The 18367-nt window shown below is 61.1% G+C and carries 15 protein-coding genes; 8 read left to right on the plus strand and 7 right to left on the minus strand.

The features are described from left to right. Positions 1-8: 8 nt before the first annotated feature. Positions 9-455 carry a GNAT family N-acetyltransferase gene (locus HU737_RS22490; protein WP_186553067.1) on the plus strand — a complete coding sequence of 149 codons (447 nt, stop codon included), beginning with the start codon at positions 9-11 and terminating at the stop codon, positions 453-455. Positions 456-469: 14 nt separating this feature from the next. Then, on the plus strand, positions 470-1147 hold the full coding sequence (locus tag HU737_RS22495) for a GNAT family N-acetyltransferase (protein WP_186553068.1): 678 nt from the start codon (positions 470-472) through the stop codon (positions 1145-1147). Positions 1148-1266: 119 nt separating this feature from the next. On the opposite strand, the gene oadA is transcribed toward HU737_RS22495, so the two are convergent. Both oadA and HU737_RS22505 read right to left on the minus strand, forming a co-directional pair. Further along, positions 1267-3075, minus strand: a complete 1809-nt coding sequence (oadA, locus tag HU737_RS22500; RefSeq protein ID WP_186553069.1) for a sodium-extruding oxaloacetate decarboxylase subunit alpha — start codon at positions 3073-3075, stop codon at positions 1267-1269. Between the two features lie 11 nt (positions 3076-3086). Then, positions 3087-4502, minus strand: coding sequence for an acetyl-CoA carboxylase biotin carboxylase subunit (locus HU737_RS22505; RefSeq protein WP_186553070.1), 1416 nt, complete (start codon positions 4500-4502; stop codon positions 3087-3089). Positions 4503-4691: 189 nt separating this feature from the next. On the opposite strand from HU737_RS22505, the gene HU737_RS22510 reads away from it, so the two are divergent. Next, positions 4692-5654: a LysR family transcriptional regulator gene (locus HU737_RS22510; RefSeq protein WP_186553071.1), complete on the plus strand. Its 963-nt coding sequence runs from the start codon at positions 4692-4694 to the stop codon at positions 5652-5654. Here HU737_RS22510 and HU737_RS22515 read toward each other — a convergent pair. Together HU737_RS22515 and hexR are read right to left on the minus strand one after the other, a co-directional pair. Beyond that, positions 5596-5814, minus strand: a complete 219-nt coding sequence (locus tag HU737_RS22515; RefSeq protein WP_186553072.1) for a PA3496 family putative envelope integrity protein — start codon at positions 5812-5814, stop codon at positions 5596-5598. The genes HU737_RS22510 and HU737_RS22515 overlap by 59 nt on opposite strands. A gap of 159 nt (positions 5815-5973) precedes the next feature. Continuing rightward, the gene (gene hexR, locus HU737_RS22520) at positions 5974-6840 is read right to left on the minus strand and encodes a transcriptional regulator HexR (RefSeq protein ID WP_186553073.1); all 867 of its coding nucleotides are present in this window, start codon (positions 6838-6840) and stop codon (positions 5974-5976) included. Positions 6841-6943: 103 nt separating this feature from the next. On the opposite strand from hexR, the gene zwf reads away from it, so the two are divergent. After that, on the plus strand, positions 6944-8386 hold the full coding sequence (gene zwf / locus HU737_RS22525; protein ID WP_186553074.1) for a glucose-6-phosphate dehydrogenase: 1443 nt from the start codon (positions 6944-6946) through the stop codon (positions 8384-8386). Positions 8387-8390: 4 nt separating this feature from the next. Here zwf and HU737_RS22530 read toward each other — a convergent pair whose 3' ends face one another. Further along, positions 8391-10706 (minus strand): putative bifunctional diguanylate cyclase/phosphodiesterase, encoded by a 2316-nt coding sequence (locus tag HU737_RS22530; RefSeq protein ID WP_437182250.1) that lies wholly within the window; start codon positions 10704-10706, stop codon positions 8391-8393. A gap of 250 nt (positions 10707-10956) precedes the next feature. Here HU737_RS22530 and uvrD point away from each other — a divergent pair, with 250 nt between their 5' ends. The 3 genes from uvrD to HU737_RS22545 all read left to right on the plus strand — a co-directional run bounded on the left by uvrD (position 10957) and on the right by HU737_RS22545 (position 14764). Further along, the gene (gene uvrD, locus HU737_RS22535) at positions 10957-13140 is read left to right on the plus strand and encodes a DNA helicase II (RefSeq protein WP_186553076.1); all 2184 of its coding nucleotides are present in this window, start codon (positions 10957-10959) and stop codon (positions 13138-13140) included. Between the two features lie 247 nt (positions 13141-13387). Then, positions 13388-14242, plus strand: a complete 855-nt coding sequence (locus HU737_RS22540) for a Tim44 domain-containing protein (RefSeq protein WP_186553077.1) — start codon at positions 13388-13390, stop codon at positions 14240-14242. A gap of 114 nt (positions 14243-14356) precedes the next feature. Continuing rightward, positions 14357-14764 (plus strand): SMI1/KNR4 family protein, encoded by a 408-nt coding sequence (locus HU737_RS22545; RefSeq protein ID WP_186553078.1) that lies wholly within the window; start codon positions 14357-14359, stop codon positions 14762-14764. Between the two features lie 137 nt (positions 14765-14901). Here the strand turns inward: HU737_RS22545 and HU737_RS22550 are convergent, their stop codons facing one another. Continuing rightward, positions 14902-16662, minus strand: coding sequence for a cation:proton antiporter (locus tag HU737_RS22550; RefSeq protein WP_186553079.1), 1761 nt, complete (start codon positions 16660-16662; stop codon positions 14902-14904). Positions 16663-16984: 322 nt separating this feature from the next. Between HU737_RS22550 and HU737_RS22555 the strand changes: the two genes are divergently transcribed. Beyond that, positions 16985-17470, plus strand: coding sequence for an acyl-CoA thioesterase (locus HU737_RS22555; protein ID WP_186553080.1), 486 nt, complete (start codon positions 16985-16987; stop codon positions 17468-17470). On the opposite strand, the gene pdxY is transcribed toward HU737_RS22555, so the two are convergent. Next, complete coding sequence (gene pdxY, locus HU737_RS22560) at positions 17467-18339, minus strand: pyridoxal kinase PdxY (RefSeq protein WP_186553081.1); 873 nt, start codon at positions 18337-18339, stop codon at positions 17467-17469. The genes HU737_RS22555 and pdxY overlap by 4 nt on opposite strands. Positions 18340-18367: the final 28 nt, after the last annotated feature.

An 18367-nucleotide genomic window follows, 5' to 3' on the forward strand; every position in this document is an offset into this window, starting at 1 on the left:
ATAGCCCCATGCCCACCGTCACCATCCGCCCGGTCAACGCCAACGACCACGCTGCCTGGCTGCCTCTGTGGCAAGCCTATCTGCGCTTCTACCAGACCGAGCTGCCCGCCGAGGTCAGCGCAGTAACCTGGCAACGCCTGCTCGACCCGCAGGAGCCCACCCATTCAGCGCTGGCCTGGGTCGATGGCAAGGCGGTGGGCATGGTCAACTGGATCTATCATCGTTCCAACTGGAGCATCGAAAATTCCTGCTACCTGCAGGATCTGTACGTAGACGCAGATCAGCGTGGCCTGGGTGTTGGCCGCCAGTTGATCGAACAGGTCTATGGCACAGCCAAGGCCGCTGGCTGCATCAAGGTGCACTGGCTGACTCACGAGACCAACGCTACCGCCATCAGCCTCTACGAGCAGGTCGCGGAACGTCCGGGCTTCATCCAATTTCGCAAAGCGCTGTAAGACAGGAGCCACATATGAGTCAGCTGTCGCAATGGAAGCCCGCTATCGTTCCTCAGGCCGAGCCCATCGAGGGGCGGTTCATTCGCCTGGAAAAGCTTGATCCGACACGCCATGGCGAAGACCTGTGGGAAGTGCTGCAAGGCCCCGAGTCTGACCCGGTGCTATGGAACTACCTGCCATACGGTCCATTTGCCGAGCGCGCCGCCTTCGATCGTTGGCTGGAGGGCAACGCGGCCAGCCGCGACCCGCTGTTCTATAGCGTCATCGACCGCACCAACGGCCAGGTACAGGGGATTCTCAGCCTGATGTCGATCGTGCCCGAGCATGGCCGCATCGAGATCGGCCACATCGCCTTTGGTGCAGCCATGCAGCGCACACCGAAGGGTACTGAAGCGGTGTATTTGCTGGGCAAGCTGGGTTTTGAGTTGGGCAATCGTCGCCTGGAGTGGAAGTGCAACAACGCCAACGCCCGTTCCAAGCGGGCAGCAGAGCGCTTTGGCTTTACCTACGAGGGGGTGTTCCGCAATCACATGGTGATCAAGGGGCAGAACCGCGATACGGCCTGGTATTCGATTACCGATCAAGAGTGGCCGGCGGTGGCGGCGGGGTTTGAACGGTGGTTGAGCGAGGACAACCAATCGGCCCAGGGGCAGGTGGAATCACTGCAAGCGTGTCGTGCACAGGTGAAGTGAGGCGTTGTCAGTACCACCGCTATCGCGGGTAGGCTTGCCCGCGATAGCGGTCAAGCACACAAAAAAAGGGGAGCTATCGCTCCCCAATGAGGTTAACCGCTTGTAGATGAAGGCTGGGCTCAGCCTTCGATCTCGATCAGGATCTCGCCCGGGGTTACCCGGTCACCTTTAGCCACATGAATGGCGACGACTTTGCCTGCGATGGCCGCTTGCACTTCGGTCTCCATCTTCATCGCTTCGGTGATCAGTACCGCCTGACCCGCCTTGACCACATCACCTTCCTTGACCAGCACATCGACGATGTTGCCTGGCATGGTGGTGCTGACGTGGCCCGGACCACTGGCCTGCTTGCGCTTGCTGCCGCCACCGCCAACGAAGTCGTTGAGCGGTTCGAACACCACTTCTTCCGGCATGCCATCGATCGACAGATAGAAGTGCCGCTTGCCTTCGGCCTTGACGCCGACACCAGTGATGTCGACGCGGTAGGTCTCGCCGTGTACGTCGATGACGAACTCGGTCGGTACGCCCTCGCCGCCCACCGACGCAGCAGCGCCCGCTTCAGGGATTGGCAGCAGCTCTTCAGGCTTGAGGCTGCCGGCTTCACGCTCTTCGAGGAACTTGCGGCCAATGTCCGGGAACATGGCGAAGGTCAGTACGTCCTCTTCGCTATGGGCCAGGGCACCGATGTCGGCACGCAGCTTGGTCATTTCTGGTTTGAGCAGATCGGCTGGGCGGACGTCGATCACCTCTTCGCTGCCGATCGCCTGACGGCGCAGCTGCTCGTTGACCACGCCTGGCGCTTTGCCGTAACCGCCTTGCAGGTACAGCTTCACCTCGTTGGTGATGGTCTTGTAGCGCTCGCCGGCCAGCACGTTGAAGAACGCCTGGGTACCGACGATCTGCGAAGTCGGGGTGACCAGCGGCGGGAAGCCGAGGTCTTCACGCACCCGTGGGATTTCCGCCAGCACTTCGTTCATGCGGTTGAGGGCGCCCTGCTCCTTGAGCTGGTTGGCCAGGTTGGAAATCATCCCACCAGGCACCTGGTTGACCTGCACGCGAGTGTCCACCGCAGTGAATTCGCTCTCGAACTGGTGGTACTTCTTACGCACCGCGTAGAAGTACAGGCCGATTTCCTGCAGCAGTTCCAGATCCAGACCGGTATCGAACTCGCTGCCCTTTAGCGCGGCGACCATCGACTCGGTGCCTGGGTGGCTGGTGCCCCAGGCGAAGCTGGAGATGGCGGTGTCGATGTGGTCGGCGCCGTTTTCTACCGCCTTGAGCTGGCACATGGCTGCCAGGCCGGCGGTGTCGTGCGAGTGGATGAACACCGGCAGCGACTGCTCGGCCTTCAGCGCCTTGACCAGCTCGCCGGTGGCGTATGGGGTCAGCAGGCCGGCCATGTCCTTGATTGCCACCGAGTCGCAACCCATGGCTTCCATCTGCTTGGCCTGGGCAACGAAGGCATCGATGGTGTGCACCGGGCTGGTGGTGTAGGCGATGGTGCCCTGGGCGTGCTTGCCGGCAGCCTTGACCGCTTCGATGGCCACGCGCAGGTTACGCACGTCGTTCATCGCATCGAAGATGCGGAATACGTCGATGCCGTTGACCGCCGCCTTGGCCACGAAGGCTTTGACCACATCATCGCTGTAGTGGCGATAGCCGAGCAGGTTCTGCCCGCGCAGGAGCATCTGCAGGCGGGTGTTGGGCAGTGCCGCACGCAGTTTGCGCAGGCGCTCCCACGGGTCTTCCTTGAGGAAGCGCACGCAGGCGTCGAAGGTGGCGCCGCCCCACACTTCCAGCGACCAGTAGCCGACCTTGTCGAGCTTTTCGCAGATCGGCAGCATGTCTTCGGTGCGCATGCGGGTGGCCAGCAGGGACTGGTGGGCGTCGCGCAGGATCGTGTCGGTTACGTGAATTTTCTTGGACATTATGGGGTTCCTCACAGGCCTGCGTGGGCGGCGATGGCGGCGGCGATGGCCAGGGCCAGCTCTTCGGGTTTGCGCTTGATCGAGTAGTTGGTCAGTTCTGGGTGGCTTTCAACGAAGCTGGTATTGAACTGGCCGCTACGGAATTCCGGATTACGCAGAATTTCCTGGTAGTACGCGGCGGTGGTCTTGACCCCCTGTACGCGCATGTCGTCCAGGGCCCGCAGGCCGCGGTCCATGGCCTCTTCCCAGGTCAACGCCCAGACCACCAGTTTCAGGCACATCGAGTCGTAGAACGGCGGAATGGTGTAGCCGGTATAGATCGCCGTGTCGGTACGCACGCCTGGGCCGCCCGGTGCGTAGTAACGGGTGATCTTGCCGAAGCTGGGGAGGAAGTTGTTTTTCGGGTCTTCGGCATTGATGCGGAACTGCAATGCATAGCCGCGATGCTGGATGTCTTCCTGCTTGACCGACAGTGGCAGGCCGGAGGCGATGCGAATCTGCTCACGGACCACGTCGATGCCGGTGATTTCTTCAGTGATGGTGTGCTCCACCTGAACCCGGGTGTTCATCTCCATGAAGTACACCTCGCCATCGGCGAGCAGGAACTCCACGGTACCGGCGTTCTCGTAGTCCACCGCCTTGGCCGCACGTACCGCCAGGTCGCCGATGTAGGCGCGCTGCTCTGGAGTCAGCTGTGGGCTTGGGGCGATCTCGATGAGCTTCTGGTTGCGGCGCTGGATCGAGCAATCGCGCTCGAACAGGTGCACCACATTGCCAAAGCTGTCACCCAGGATCTGCGCCTCGATGTGCTTGGGATTGACGATGCACTTTTCCAGGAACACTTCGGCCGAACCGAACGCCTTGGTCGCTTCGGAGATCACCCGGGGGAAGGCTTGCTCGAGCTCCTCACGGCTGTTGCAGCGACGAATACCACGGCCGCCACCACCGGAGGTGGCCTTGAGCATGACCGGGTAACCAATGCGCTCGCCTTCGCTCAAGGCTTCGTGGATATCCGCCACGTTGCCTTCGGTACCTGGGGTCACGGGCACCCCGGCCTGGATCATGGTGCGGCGCGCTTCGGTCTTGTCGCCCATGCGGCGAATGACGTCGGCGGACGGGCCGATGAACTTGATCCCGCGCTCGGCGCAGATTTCTGCCAGTTCGGCGTTTTCCGAAAGGAAACCGTAGCCAGGATGCAAGGCATCACAGCCGGTTTCCACAGCCAGGTTGACCAGCTTGCGCGGGTTCAAATAGCCGGCCAGTGGCTCGGCACCAATGCTGTAGGCCTCGTCGGCGCGCTTGACGTGCAAGGCATGCCGGTCGGCGTCGGAAAAGATCGCCACCGAGCGAATGCCCATTTCAGCGCAGGCACGCACGATCCGAACTGCGATTTCACCCCGGTTGGCGATCAGGATTTTTTTTATCACTGGAGTCTTCCCAAAGCCGATGGAACATACGATCCGGTTCTACCGGTCGGCGCGTGACCAGATGCAGTTGGCCAGTCGCATATTCACCCTAGCGCTGAAGGACGATAAACAAAAATCAATATTTATTAGGGGCAGCATTAGCAAAAGCTTATAGTCACGTAACAAGGTTTTGCCGGAGCCCGGATAAAAATGCGTAAGTCATTGATGCGTATGACATTGCGTCAATTGCAGATCTTCAATGAGGTGTGCGATTTGCGTTCTTACAGCCGGGCCGCCGAGGAGATGGCGCTGACGCAACCCGCCGTTAGTCTACAGATCCGCCAGCTTGAAGAGCTGGTGGGTCAGCCACTGTTCGAGTATGTCGGCAAGAAACTCTACCTCACCGAAGCGGCCGAGGCCTTGCAGCGCGCCAGCCGGGATATCTTCGGGCGGTTGGAAAACCTCGATATGCAGCTGTCGGACATGCAGGGTTCACTGCAAGGGCAGCTGAAGCTGGCGATCGAGTCCAGCGCCAAGTACTTCGTGCCACACCTGTTCGCCGCCTTCAAGCAGCGTCACCCGGAGGTCAACCTGACCCTGACGGTGGTCAACCGCGCCCAGGCCATTCGGCGCCTTTCGGATAACCGCGACGACCTGATCATCATGTCCATGGTGCCGCAGGATATGGGTCTGGAGTTCTTGCCATTCCTGAACAATCCGATCATTGCCGTGGCGCCGCCGGATCATCCGCTGTGCAAACTTGAACAGCTGCGCCTGCAGGACCTGGAACCTCATACCCTGCTGATCCGTGAACAGGGTTCGGGTACGCGCAAGGCCTGCGAGGAGTACTTCAAGGACAAGCGCGTGCACTTCACCCAGACCCTCGAAGTGGCCTCCGCCGATGCCCAGCGCGAATGCGTGATCGCAGGCTTGGGAGTTGCCCTGCTGACCCGCCACGCGGTGAACATGGAATTGGCCACCGGAGTGCTCAAGGAGTTGCCGGTCGAGGAACTGCCGCTGTACCGCAGCTGGTGCGTGGTGCAGTCCAAGGCCAAGCGGCAGTCGCCGGTGGCCTTGGCATTTCTGGCGTTCATTCGCAGCGAACGTGCGATGATCAGCGCGCTTGTGGAGCGTTTTTCGGGGAAGCTGCCGCCGATACCTGCCACACGGTGATCTCCCTCAGTTCGGGATAATCGGCGATTTCGCGCAGCAATTGACGTTGCTCGGAGTAGCTTTCGATCGCGCGGCGAAACTCCATCCGGCGCTGATCTTTCTCAGCTTGCTTGCGAGCCTTGGCGTTGGGTTGGTACGAGCCATCGAAGTCACGAGCCATTGCCTGTCTCCCTGATCGAGTGCGGGAGTTTCAGACTGGCTCGAAGATTTTACGATTTCGCTGCCGAAGGGTGACAGATCGATGAAATTTGCAGTGTCAGTGCCGCTCTCACCTGGGAGCGGGCTTGCCCCGCGATGAAACCGCCACCGGCACCCTGAATCAATCGTCCATGGCCTTGATCGACTTGGGCGACAACCTCAGGCTGCGCAAGCTGCGCTTGACGCTCTTGAGGTGATTGACCAGGCTCGGCCCACGCGCCATGGCCACGCCCATGGCCAGCACGTCGATGACCACCAGGTGAGCGATGCGCGAAGTCAGCGGGGTGTAGATCTCGGTGTCTTCATGCACATCGATCGCCAGATTGACCGTGGACAACTCGGCCAACGGCGTCTGGCTCGGGCACAGGGTAATCAGGTTTGCGCCGCTCTCACGCACCAGGTTGGCCGTGATCAACAGATCCTTGGAACGCCCCGACTGAGAGATACACACCGCCACATCGCCAGGCTTCAAGGTCACCGCCGACATCGCTTGCATGTGCGGGTCGGAATAGGCCGCCGCGCTGAGCAGCAGGCGGAAGAACTTGTGCTGGGCATCGGCAGCCACCGCACCCGACGCGCCAAAACCATAGAACTCCACGCGCTGGGCATGGGCCATGGCCGTTACCGCCTGCTGCAGCGCGTGCGGATCGAGATGCTCGCGCACTTCCATCAAGGTGTGCAGGGTGGTGTCGAAGATCTTCAGGCTGTAGTCGGCGACCGAGTCGTCTTCATGGATCGCGAATTGGCCGAAGCTGGCGCCAGCGGCCAGGCTTTGCGCCAGCTTGAGCTTGAGGTCCTGAAACCCAGAGCAGCCAATCGCCCGGCAGAAACGCACGATGGTCGGCTCGCTGATACCGACGTTATGCGCCAGATCCGCCATGGAACTGTGCATGACGGCAGCCGGATCAAGTAGCACATGGTCAGCCACTTTCAGTTCCGATTTGCGCAGCAGATGGCGCGATTGGGCGATATGTTGCAACAGATTCACGGGCTGGACTCGGTTATGATCGGCTGGCCGGGATGTAGCTTTCTTGTAGTTATACTACATGACCGGCGACCCGCCCAGTTAAACGAACGTGGAGAGTGGTGGCTTGACTATTCCTTGCGACATTCTGGTCTTCGGCGGCACGGGCGACCTGGCCCTGCACAAATTGCTGCCGGCGCTCTACCACCTGTATCGCGAGGCACGTCTGCACAATGCGGTGCGGATCATCTCCCTGGCCCGGCGCAACCTGAGCCGTGACGACTACCTGAAACTCGCCGAGCGCCATTGCCGGGCACAGATCGCCCGCCACGATTTCGAAGAAGACGTCTGGTGGCGCTTCAGCGCCAGGCTCGACTACTTCCCCATGGACGCCTCGCAAAGCGCCGACTTCGGCCGTCTGGCGCGCTATCTCGGCGAGCCGGGAGGACTGGCGCGGATCTACTACCTGGCGACCGCGCCCAACCTGTTCGTAGCCATTGCCAACCACCTGCGCATCGCCGGGCTGGCCGATCACGAAGCCCGTATCGTGCTGGAAAAGCCCATCGGCCATTCGCTGGAGTCGGCCACCGCGATCAACGAAGCGATCGGCGCGGTGTTCGATGAATCGCAGGTGTTTCGTATCGACCACTACCTGGGCAAGGAAACCGTACAGAACCTGATGGCGCTGCGCTTTGCCAATGCCCTGCTGGAGCCGGTGTGGCGCAATGGCCAGGTCGACCACGTGCAGATCAGCGTCTGTGAAACCCTGGGGGTGGAGAATCGCGGCGGCTACTACGACCGCGCTGGCGCCACCCGCGACATGCTGCAAAACCACCTGCTGCAGTTGCTGTGCCTGGTGGCGATGGAGCCCCCGGCACAGTTCGACGCCGAAGCGGTGCGCGACGAGAAGGTGAAGATTTTGCGAGCGCTCAAGCCGATCACCGGCCAGGATGTGCAGGACAAGACCGTACGCGGCCAATACAGTGCCGGGCGGATCGGTGGCCAGGAAGTGCCGGCCTACTACTTCGAAAAAGACGTCGACAATGACAGCGACACCGAGACCTTCGTTGCCGTCCAGGCGCAGATCGACAACTGGCGCTGGGCCGGCGTGCCGTTCTACCTGCGCACCGGCAAACGCATGGCACGCCGCACCTCGCAGATCGTCATCCAGTTCAAGCCGGTGCCGCATGAGCTGTTCAGCGGCGGCCAGGTCAACCAACTGCTTATCCAACTGCAACCCGACGAGCGCATCAGCCTGCGCATGATGACCAAAAGCCCAGGCAAGGGCATGCGCCTGGAACCGGTAGAACTTGACCTGAACCTGGCCCAGGTATTCGGCCAGACCCGCCGTTGGGAAGCCTACGAGCGGCTGCTGCTGGATGTGCTCGACGGCGACTCGACCTTGTTCATGCGCCGCGACGAGGTCGAGGCGGCTTGGGCCTGGATCGACCCGATGCTCAAGGGTTGGGAAGAACACTTCCAGGCACCGCGCCCCTATCACGCGGGCAGCAATGGCCCTGAGCAAGCCAATACCCTGCTCACTCGCCAGGGTAGAACCTGGCACAGCTGAGCCATTACTCCACAATCACCGGCGAGCGGGTCAGCAAGGCCTTGAACGCACAGGCGTCGATAGGCCGACTGATCAGATAGCCCTGCGCTTCGTCGCAGCCTTGCTCGCGTAGGAAGTTCAGTTGCTCCTGGGTTTCCACCCCCTCGGCCACTACCCCCAACCCCAGGCTCTGGGCCATGACAATGATCGCGCGGGTGATGGCGGCATCCTGACTGCCCTCGTGCAGCCCGCGGATGAACGCCTGGTCGATCTTCACGTAGTCCACCGGGAAGCGCTTGAGGTAGCTCAGTGACGAGTAGCCGGTGCCGAAATCATCGATGGCCAACTTCACCCCCAGCTCATGCAGTTGCTCGAAGGTGGCGATGATGTGCTCGACGCTGTCGAGCAATTGGCTCTCGGTCAGTTCCAACTCCAGCAGATGGGGCGCCAGCCCGGTTTCCTCCAGCACCCGGCGCACCAGGCTGACTAGCTTGCCTTGACGCAGCTGATAGACCGACAGGTTCACCGACACACGAATCTGCAACCCTTCGCGCAACCACTCACAGGCTTGCCAGCAGGCTTGGCGCAGGACGAATTCGCCCATGGGTGCGATCAAGCCGGTCTCCTCGGCTAGACCAATGAATTCGCCTGGCGGGACCATGCCCCACTGCGGATGCTGCCAGCGCACCAGGGCTTCGGCCGCGTGCAGGCGGCCAGTGCGCAGGCACAACTTGGGCTGGTAATAAACCAGCAGTTGGCCTTCATCGATGGCCTTGCGCAGTTGGTTCTCCAACTGCAGGCGTTCGACGGTACTGGCGCGCAGGCTTTCGGTATAGAACTGGAAGTTATCCCCGCCCAGATGCTTGGCATGCTGCTTGGCCATGTCGGCCTGGCTGATCAGGGTATTGCCATCGAAGCTGGCATCGGCCAGCACACTGATGCCTACCGAGGCGCTGATGACCACCTCGTGGCCATCCAGGCGCTGCGGTACACGCAGTTTGTCCAACAGGCGGGTAGTCACCCGCACCAGGCTGGAAAGGTTGCTGTAGCCATCGAACAATACGGCGAATTCGTCACCAGACAGCCGCGCCACGGTATCGGCCTCCGGCACGGCATTGGCGATGCGCTGGGCGATTTTCTTGATCAGTTGGTCGGCCAGTTCATGACCGAGGCTTTCGTTGAGCAGCTTGAAGCGATCCAGGTCGATGTGCAGCAACGCCAGGCTACGGCCATTGACCCGCACCCGTTGGCAGGCCTCATGCAAACGCAGGCGAAATAGCGCGCGGTTGGCCAGACCGCTCAATTCGTCATAGTGGGCCAAGTAACGCAGACGCTCTTCCGATGCTCGCCGCGCCGACAGATCGGTGAAGAAGCCGACCACATTGCTCAGATTGCCGTGGGCATCGCGCACCCCAGTGAGCTGCAACCATTGTGGGTACAGCTCACCATTCTTGCGGGCCTCCACCAGTTCGCCCTGCCAGTGGCCGTGTTGGCGCAGGGCTTGATCGATGGCCAGGTTGTGACGACGCACATCGCTGCTACAAGGCAGCTCGAGCAGGTCACGCGCCAGCAGTTCGGCACGCGCGTAGCCGGTCATCTGGCAAAACGCCTGGTTGACCGCTAGCAGTGAGAATTCGGCGTTGAGGATAACGATGCCTTCATTGCACGCCTCGAACACCGTCGAGGCGAGGCGCTGCTGCTCTTCGAGGGCTTTTTGCGCATAGATACGCTGCAGGTCCTCGCTCAGCGCCTGGTTCTGGAAACGTCGCACCAGGCTGCGGTCGATCAACCGGTTGACCTGCCAGGCCACCACCATCAGCGCTGCCAGCAAGATCAGGCCAAGCCAGCCCCAGCCACGCTGGTGACCGGCCTCGAAATAGAACAAGTAGGCAATCGGCGGCAGCAGACAGGGCAAGGCAAAACTGAGAAACGCCGGCAGGCTGACGGCATAGGCGACGCTGGCCGACAACGCCGCCATCCCCAGCAAACCGAAGATCCACGCCTGTTCGGCGAAATTGTCCACAGGCACCCAAGCGATTGCGGCGCAGGCCAGGGTCAGGCCACTGAAGGCAGAGCCTGCCAGGAACATGCGCCACCAGTTAGGGCTAGCTTGGCGCTCAGCCGAGGCCCTGTCGAACGCGGCGACCTGGATCACCCGCAGGGCCACCAGCGCCAACAGCCAGACCAGCCATACGGCAACCAGCAGATAGCGCCCAGGGCTCCACAACAGCCAGGCGCAGAGCAAGCCGTTGAGCAGCATGAACAATGTTGGCAGCAGCGAGCCTTGGTAGAGCAGGCGGGTGCGCTCGATGGAGAGCTGGGTGGCAAATTGCCGTCGCACGCTCCTGGTCTGCGACGATGCGCCGATCGTCGTGCAATCCTGGGTCATAGGGCTGGTTCTTGTTGTGTTCTTGTTAGGGATGACCGCAAACGTGCTGGGAGAATACACAAACGCTGCTTGCGGCCAAACTGCTCTAAGTCATGCCAGGCACACTGACGTATCGGTCAGCCCGATGAATGGCCAGTCTGCCAGGTGAATATTTATACAGTAGAGGTTTGCCCGTTCCCCGACGCCGCCCTAGAATGGCCGGATGCGCACAGATGACCTCTCCCTCCTGCTGAACTCTCTCAACGATGCCCAACGCCAGGCCGTAGCAGCCTCGGTGGGGCGTCAACTGGTGCTTGCCGGCGCCGGTTCCGGAAAAACCCGCGTGCTGGTGCACCGTATCGCCTGGCTGATCCAGGTCGAACAGGCCTCGCCGCACTCGATCCTGTCGGTGACCTTCACCAACAAGGCCGCAGCCGAAATGCGCCAGCGGATCGAGCAGCTGATGGGGATCAACCCCGCCGGCATGTGGGTGGGCACCTTCCACGGCCTGGCGCACCGCCTGCTGCGGGCGCACTGGCAGGAAGCGCGGCTGGCGCAGAACTTCCAGATCCTCGACAGCGATGATCAGCAACGGCTGGTCAAACGGGTGATCCGTGAACTGGGCCTGGACGAACAACGCTGGCCAGTCCGCCAAGCGCAGTGGTTCATCAACGGGCAGAAGGATGAAGGCCTGCGCCCGCAGCATATCCAGCCGGGTGGCGACCTGTTCCTGGGCACCATGCGCAGCATCTATGTGGCCTACGAGCAGGCCTGTGAGCGCGCCGGAGTCATCGACTTCTCCGAGCTGCTGTTGCGCGCGCTGGACTTGTGGCGCGACAACCCAGGTCTGCTTGAGCACTACCAGCGGCGCTTCCGCCACCTGCTGGTAGACGAGTTCCAGGATACCAACGCCGTCCAGTACGCCTGGTTGCGCCTGCTGGCCAAAGGCGGCGACAGCCTGATGGTGGTGGGCGATGACGACCAGTCGATCTATGGCTGGCGCGGCGCCAAGATCGAGAACATCCATCAGTACACCGACGACTTCCCCGACGCCGAGATGATCCGCCTGGAGCAGAACTACCGCTCCACCGGCGGCATCCTCAAGGCCGCCAACGCCCTGATCGCCAACAACAGCGATCGCCTGGGCAAGGAGCTGTGGACCGACGTCGGTGAAGGCGAGCCGCTGACGCTTTACGCCGCCTACAACGAACACGATGAAGCGCGCTACGTGGTCGAGTCGATCGAAAGCGTGATCAAGCAAGGCAGCGCGCGTAGCGACATTGCCATCTTGTATCGCTCCAACGCCCAATCGCGGGTGCTCGAAGAGGCGTTGCTGCGCGAGCGTATTCCGTATCGTATCTATGGCGGCCAGCGCTTCTTCGAGCGCGCCGAGATCAAGAACGCGATGGCCTACCTGCGCCTACTCGAAGGCCGTGGTAACGATGCAGCGTTGGAACGGGTGATCAACGTACCGCCACGTGGCATTGGCGAGAAAACCGTCGAGGCTATCCGCGACCACGCCCGCCACAGTCAACTGTCGATGTGGGAGGCGATGTGCCAACTACTCGCCGCCAAAGGCCTCAAGGGTCGCGCTGCCAGCGCCCTGGGCGCGTTCATCGAACTGATCGAGAACCTCGCCGCCAAAGCTGCTGAGATGCCACTGCACCTGATGACTCAAACCGTTATCGAGCAGTCCGGACTGATCATCTATCACCAGGAAGAGAAAGGTGAAAAAGGCCAGGCGCGGGTAGAAAACCTTGAGGAACTGGTCAGCGCCGCGCGTAACTTCGAAAGCAGCGAAGAAGACGCCGAGCTGTCCCCGCTGTCGGCGTTTCTTGGCCACGCTTCGCTGGAAGCCGGTGAATCGCAGGCGGACGAGCACGAAGACAGCATTCAGCTGATGACCTTGCACAGCGCCAAGGGCCTGGAATTCCCCTACGTGTTCCTGGTGGGCATGGAAGAAGGGCTGTTCCCGCACAAGATGAGCCTGGAGGAGCCCGGTCGTCTGGCCGAAGAGCGCCGCCTGGCCTATGTGGGGATCACCCGCGCCATGCGCCAGCTGTACATGACCTACGCCGAAACCCGGCGCCTGTATGGCAGCGAGACCTACAACAAGGTGTCGCGCTTCGTCCGAGAGATCCCGCCGGGGCTGGTACAGGAAGTACGCCTTTCCAACTCGGTGAGCCGCCCGTTCGGCGGTGCGCAGACACAATCGAGCAGCATCTTCGCCAATGCCAGCATTCCGCAGACAGCCTTCTCCCTCGGCCAGCGCGTGCAGCATTCGGTGTTTGGCGAGGGTGTAATCCTCAACTTCGAAGGCTCCGGCGCGCAGGCGCGAGTGCAGGTGAACTTCGCCGAGGGCAGCAAGTGGTTGATGCTGGGGTATGCCAAGCTCGAGGCAATCTGAAGCCGTACTGGCCTCATCGCAGGACGGATTTTCCCTTTCCCTGTAGGAGCGGGCTGGCCCGCGATGAGGCCAGAACTGACATGGCACGATTTCTCTTACAACCACGAAGCAAAAGCCCTACAACCTGTTTTCCTCTTTCCGTAGAACCATTCAGGCAAAAGCTGGAAACATTATGGCGCTAGCCATGTCTGCTCCATCGTGTGCACCATGACGCGCGTGCAATCCACAATCAGGGGATATCCCACTTATGCAACGTTTTCTTAGCATCGCCCTGGCGCTGTGCGTCGGCCTGACGCTGAGCCTGGACGCCAACGCCAAACGCTTCGGCGGCGGCAAGAGCTCGGGCTCCGCGCCTATCCACCAGACTCGCCAGGCTACGCCAACCACGCCTGCTGCCGCACCGACCGCTCCAGGTCGCGCGCCGGCCGCCGCCAGCGGTGCTTCGCGCTGGCTGGGCCCACTTGCCGGCCTGGCCGCCGGTGGCCTGCTGGCCTCCATGTTCATGGGTGACGGCTTCCAGGGCATGCAGATCATGGACTTCCTGATCATGGGCCTGATCGCCTTCCTGGTGTTCCGCTTCATCGCCGCCCGCCGTCGCCAGCAACAGGCTCACGCTGCGCCTGCCGGCCACGCGCCGTTCCAGCGCGAAGCACACACCCAGCAACCGGCTCAACCGTCGATCTTCGGTGGCGCCGCCGCACCTGCCGCCGCCGCGCCGGTGATCAACGCCCCGGCCTGGTTCAACGAGCAAAGCTTCCTGGCCGCCGCGCGCAACCACTTCCAGTCGCTGCAGCAGCACTGGGATGCCAACGAGATGGACAAGATCGCCGAGTTCGTCACCCCGCAACTGCTCGAGTTCCTCAAGCGCGAGCGTGCTGACCTGGGTGATGGCTTCCAGTCCACCTACATCGATAACCTCGATGTGCAGCTGGAAGGCGTCGATGATCGCGCCGACAAGACCATCGCCACCCTGACCTTCCGTGGTCAGTCGAAGACCTCGCGCTTCGACCAGGGCGAAGCCTTCAGCGAAAGCTGGCACATGGAGCGCGCTCAGGGCGAAAACCAGCCTTGGCTGCTCGCCGGTATCCGCCAGAACGGCTGATCCTGACACGTTGCAACAAAAAAACCCCGGGCTTGCCCGGGGTTTTTGCTTTTGCCTCAGCGGGCTACTAGGGTATAACGCGCAGCGTTGTCATCAAGGTAGAGGATGTGAACCGTGGAAGAAGTGATCGAACAACTGCGTGAAGCCAATGAGCCGGTACCGGTACCCCTGGAGCTTCCTGATGAAGATCAGCTGGTTGAGGTCGAGGAGCAGCTGTTCATCAACATTCCGTTCGTGTTCAAGGAATACCTGCTGACCGTCAGCGACGTGGTCTATGGCAGCCTTGAGCCCGTGACCGCGACCGATCCGCAGTCGCACACCTACCTGCCGGAAGTGGCGGCCAATGCCTGGGACGCTGGCGTCCCACGGGAATTGATCCCGATCTGCAAGGATGGCGACGACTACTACTGCGTCGAAGAGGACGGCACCGTGGTGCTGTGGTCCGGCGAAGAAGAGATCGTCACCGAAGAGAGCTGGGAATCGGTCTGGCATTGGGCGCGTGACGTCTGGCTGGAAAGCTGAACGAGAGTTATCCGCACAAACTAATGGCTCTTAGCCATTAATGGCCGTAAAATCGCCAGGCTTTCTGCGCCTGGCGACTCGCTACCGTGTCATCCCCTCGGACTTCGATGAAATCTCGCGCAGAGAGCATTTCTCTGTCAGTGCGAGTGATCACGGTTGTTTTCCAGGGTCTCCAGCAACGCGATCTGCATGCGCGTATGCACCCGAATCAACCAGCGCCACAGCAGCGCCACGACCACTGCCGCTACCACCACTATCACCAGCAGCAACTCATTGGTCGGCAAAATGCTCGCCGACAACGCCGACAGCAGCAGGAAGATCACCAGCAGCGACAGCAGCGGGATTACCTCGGCGATCACCCGACGCACACGCTGGGTATGCCGCCCGGCCATCTCAGGCTTCACGCCCATCTCCGCCAACAGCATCGATAGCGCCTTGAGCTTGCGATAGGCAGCGATCAGGAATGGCAACGACAACAGCAGTGCCGCGCCCCAGATCAGCGCCTTCTGCTGGCCAATGTCGCCCACCCACTCGCTCAACCAACTACCGAGCCGTTCGGCGAAGTAACCGCCACTGAAGAAGATCGCGATCACCAGCGCCAGATTGACCCCGACCTGCAGCAAGATGCGCCGGATCATCGCCGCCAGCATTGCCCCCTCGCCTTGCGGCTGAATACTGCGCAACCATTCGCCATACAGCGACAGCACCCGCGAAAGGCGGCTCGGGACAATTTTGCCAAGCTTGATCGACAGCGGATCGGCCGCACGAATCAAGTAAGGCGTGAGCAGTGTGGTGATCGCCGAGACAGCCACCGCTACCGGATAGAGGAAGTCGCTAGTGACCTGCAACGTCATGCCCAGCGCGGCAATGATGAAAGAGAACTCGCCGATCTGCGAAAGGCCCATGCCCACCCGAAGTGAAGTGCGACCGTCATTACCGGCGATAAAAGCACCCATGCCGCAAGAGAGCATCTTGCCCAGCACCACCGCCAGGGTGATCACCACGATTGGCCAGGCGTAATCGATCAGGACCTGAGGGTCGATCATCAGGCCGATGGCAACGAAGAAAATCGCACTGAACAGGTCGCGAACCGGCTCGATCAGCCGCTCGATCTTCAGCAGTTGGCGCGACTCGGCCATGATCGCACCGATCAGGAAGGCGCCCAGCACCATGCTGTACTCAAGCTTGACCACCAGCAGGCAGAAGCCGAAACACAAGCCCAGCACGGTAATCAGCAGCATTTCGTTGCTTTCGAACTTGGCCACATAGGCCAACAGCCTTGGCACCAGCAAGATACCAATGACCAGCGCGACGATCATGAACAGCGACAGCTTGCCGACGGTGGAGAACACTTCGCCGGAGCTGACCGAACCGCTGACTGCGATACCCGACAACAGGGCAATGATGCCAATGCCCAAGATATCTTCAACGATGAGCACGCCGAAGATCAGCTGGGCGAAGCGCTCGTTCTTCATCTTCAGGTCGTTGAGCGCCTTGACGATGATGGTGGTCGAGGAAATCGCCAGGATCGCGCCGAGGAACAGCGAATCCATGGTGCTCCAGCCGAACCAGCGACCGATTTCGAAACCGATCCAGATCATCAGGACGATTTCCAGGAACGCCGCGATAAATGCCGTCGCGCCGACCTTGAATAACTTGCGTAGGCTGAATTCCAGGCCCAGGCAGAACATCAGGAAGATTACCCCCAGCTCGGCCAGGGTCTTGATCGTGTCTTCGTCGTGAATCAGGCCAAACGGTGGGGTGTGCGGGCCAATGATGAAGCCGGCAACGATATAGCCAAGCACCACAGGTTGCTTGAAGCGATGGAACAGGATGGTGACCACCCCCGCCACCAGCATGATCACTGCCAGGTCCTGAATAAAGCTGATGGCATGCATGGCGTGGTACTCCTTTTCACGTTGCCCGGGCAGACCGCTCCTCTGCCGAGGTCATCCTTAGCGAGCAGCAGATACATACTGTGTTTAATGCAGGAAAGCCCATGTTGCATGGGCTTGCTCAGGTTAACATCGCGCTTCTGCGCAAAACGTTGGTGCAATATGCAGAAACATGTCGGCCGCTTCGCCTCAGCTAATGGCGCGAACCGCGTGACGATGGAGCGTCTGCCGACGTCCCGTACCAGGATGGGAAATTTCAACAGGGGACGAAGAAGTGTCCGAAGATGCCCGCCCCGTTTCAGCGCAACCTCACCGTGAGCACACTATGGAACCTGGAAACGCCCAGCTGACTATGACCGTCCTGATGACTCCGGACATGGCCAACTTCTCCGGCAACGTACACGGCGGCACCTTGCTCAAGTACCTCGATGAGGTGGCCTATGCGTGCGCCAGCCGCTATGCCGGCACTTACGTGGTGACCCTGTCGGTCGATCAGGTGGTATTCCGCGAGCCGGTCCACGTCGGCGAGCTGGTCACCTTCCTGGCCTCGGTCAACTACACCGGCAACACCTCGATGGAGGTGGGCATCAAAGTGGTGACCGAGAACATTCGCGAGCGCTCGGTGCGCCACTCCAACAGCTGCTTCTTCACCATGGTTGCAGTCGATGACAATCGCCGTCCGGTCCCGGTGCCTGCGCGCCTACCGCAGAGCAGCGAAGAGAAACGCCGCTTCCTGCAAGGCAAGCAGCGCCGGCAGATCCGCCAGGAACTGGAAAAGCGTTACCAGGACCTGAAGACCGACGCCATTTAAACCGTCAGGCGCTGTGCTTCGAAGCGCACGCGCGGATGGGCAATACGATCCTGGGCCCGTACCAGCTGCAATTCGTAGCTGGCGCTGGCCTGGGTTTCGAGCAGAACCTCGTGCACGGCGGCAGCGGTGAACTCGAACGCCTGTACCCAGCTGTCACCCAACAGCACCCGGGCCAGGAACAGCCCAGAGGTGAGGTCGCCGACGCCTACCGGCTGACGCGGGAAGCACAGCAGCGGCCGACGCAGGTGCCAGCTTTCCTCGCGGGTCACCAACAGCATTTCAAAGGCGTCTTCAGCGCGGCCCGGGTAGCTTAGGTGCTTGACCAGGACCACTTGCGGCCCACGCTCGAGCAGGCCGCGCGCCATCGCCACACAATCTTCCAGCGACTGCGCCCGACGCCCACTGAAGCTGTCCAGTTCAAGCTGATTGGGGCAGAGGATATCGGCCTTTGAAGCCGCTTGTTCGAGCAGGAACTCACTGACTTCCTCGGGGACGATGCAGCCCTTCTCGGCATGGCCCATGACCGGATCGCACAGGTACAGCGCCTTGGGGTTGACCGCCTTGATCCGCTCGACGCCAGCGAGAATCGCCCGACCTTGCTCGGCACTGCCCAGGTAGCCGGACAACACCGCATCGCAGTGGCCCAGCTCGCCAATGTTGCAAATGCCTTCTACCAACGCAGGAATTTGCGCTGGAGCAAGCACTTCTCCCGCCCACTGGCCATACTGAGTGTGATTGGAGAATTGCACGGTATTGAGTGGCCAGACGTTGACCCCGATCCGCTGCATGGGAAACACCGCGGCGCTGTTTCCGGCGTGGCCAAAGACCACATGGGACTGGATAGCGAGCAGATGCGGTGTACGTTTCATGCGGAGTTTTCCAAAGACGATTCAGGAT

The organism is Pseudomonas urmiensis (genome assembly GCF_014268815.2).
In the GTDB taxonomy this organism is placed as follows: domain Bacteria; phylum Pseudomonadota; class Gammaproteobacteria; order Pseudomonadales; family Pseudomonadaceae; genus Aquipseudomonas; species Aquipseudomonas urmiensis.

What these genes read in the sequence shown, in the direction of transcription:
- pdxY (WP_186553081.1), bottom strand. Translation starts at nt 18,339, where the DNA reads ATGAAACGTACACCGCATCTGCTCGCTATCCAGTCCCATGTGGTCTTT.
- oadA (WP_186553069.1), bottom strand. Translation starts at nt 3,075, where the DNA reads ATGTCCAAGAAAATTCACGTAACCGACACGATCCTGCGCGACGCCCAC.
- HU737_RS22540 (WP_186553077.1), top strand. Translation starts at nt 13,388, where the DNA reads ATGCAACGTTTTCTTAGCATCGCCCTGGCGCTGTGCGTCGGCCTGACG.
- HU737_RS22550 (WP_186553079.1), bottom strand. Translation starts at nt 16,662, where the DNA reads ATGCATGCCATCAGCTTTATTCAGGACCTGGCAGTGATCATGCTGGTG.
- HU737_RS22510 (WP_186553071.1), top strand. Translation starts at nt 4,692, where the DNA reads ATGCGTAAGTCATTGATGCGTATGACATTGCGTCAATTGCAGATCTTC.
- uvrD (WP_186553076.1), top strand. Translation starts at nt 10,957, where the DNA reads ATGCGCACAGATGACCTCTCCCTCCTGCTGAACTCTCTCAACGATGCC.
- HU737_RS22515 (WP_186553072.1), bottom strand. Translation starts at nt 5,814, where the DNA reads ATGGCTCGTGACTTCGATGGCTCGTACCAACCCAACGCCAAGGCTCGC.
- HU737_RS22495 (WP_186553068.1), top strand. Translation starts at nt 470, where the DNA reads ATGAGTCAGCTGTCGCAATGGAAGCCCGCTATCGTTCCTCAGGCCGAG.
- HU737_RS22555 (WP_186553080.1), top strand. Translation starts at nt 16,985, where the DNA reads ATGGAACCTGGAAACGCCCAGCTGACTATGACCGTCCTGATGACTCCG.
- HU737_RS22490 (WP_186553067.1), top strand. Translation starts at nt 9, where the DNA reads ATGCCCACCGTCACCATCCGCCCGGTCAACGCCAACGACCACGCTGCC.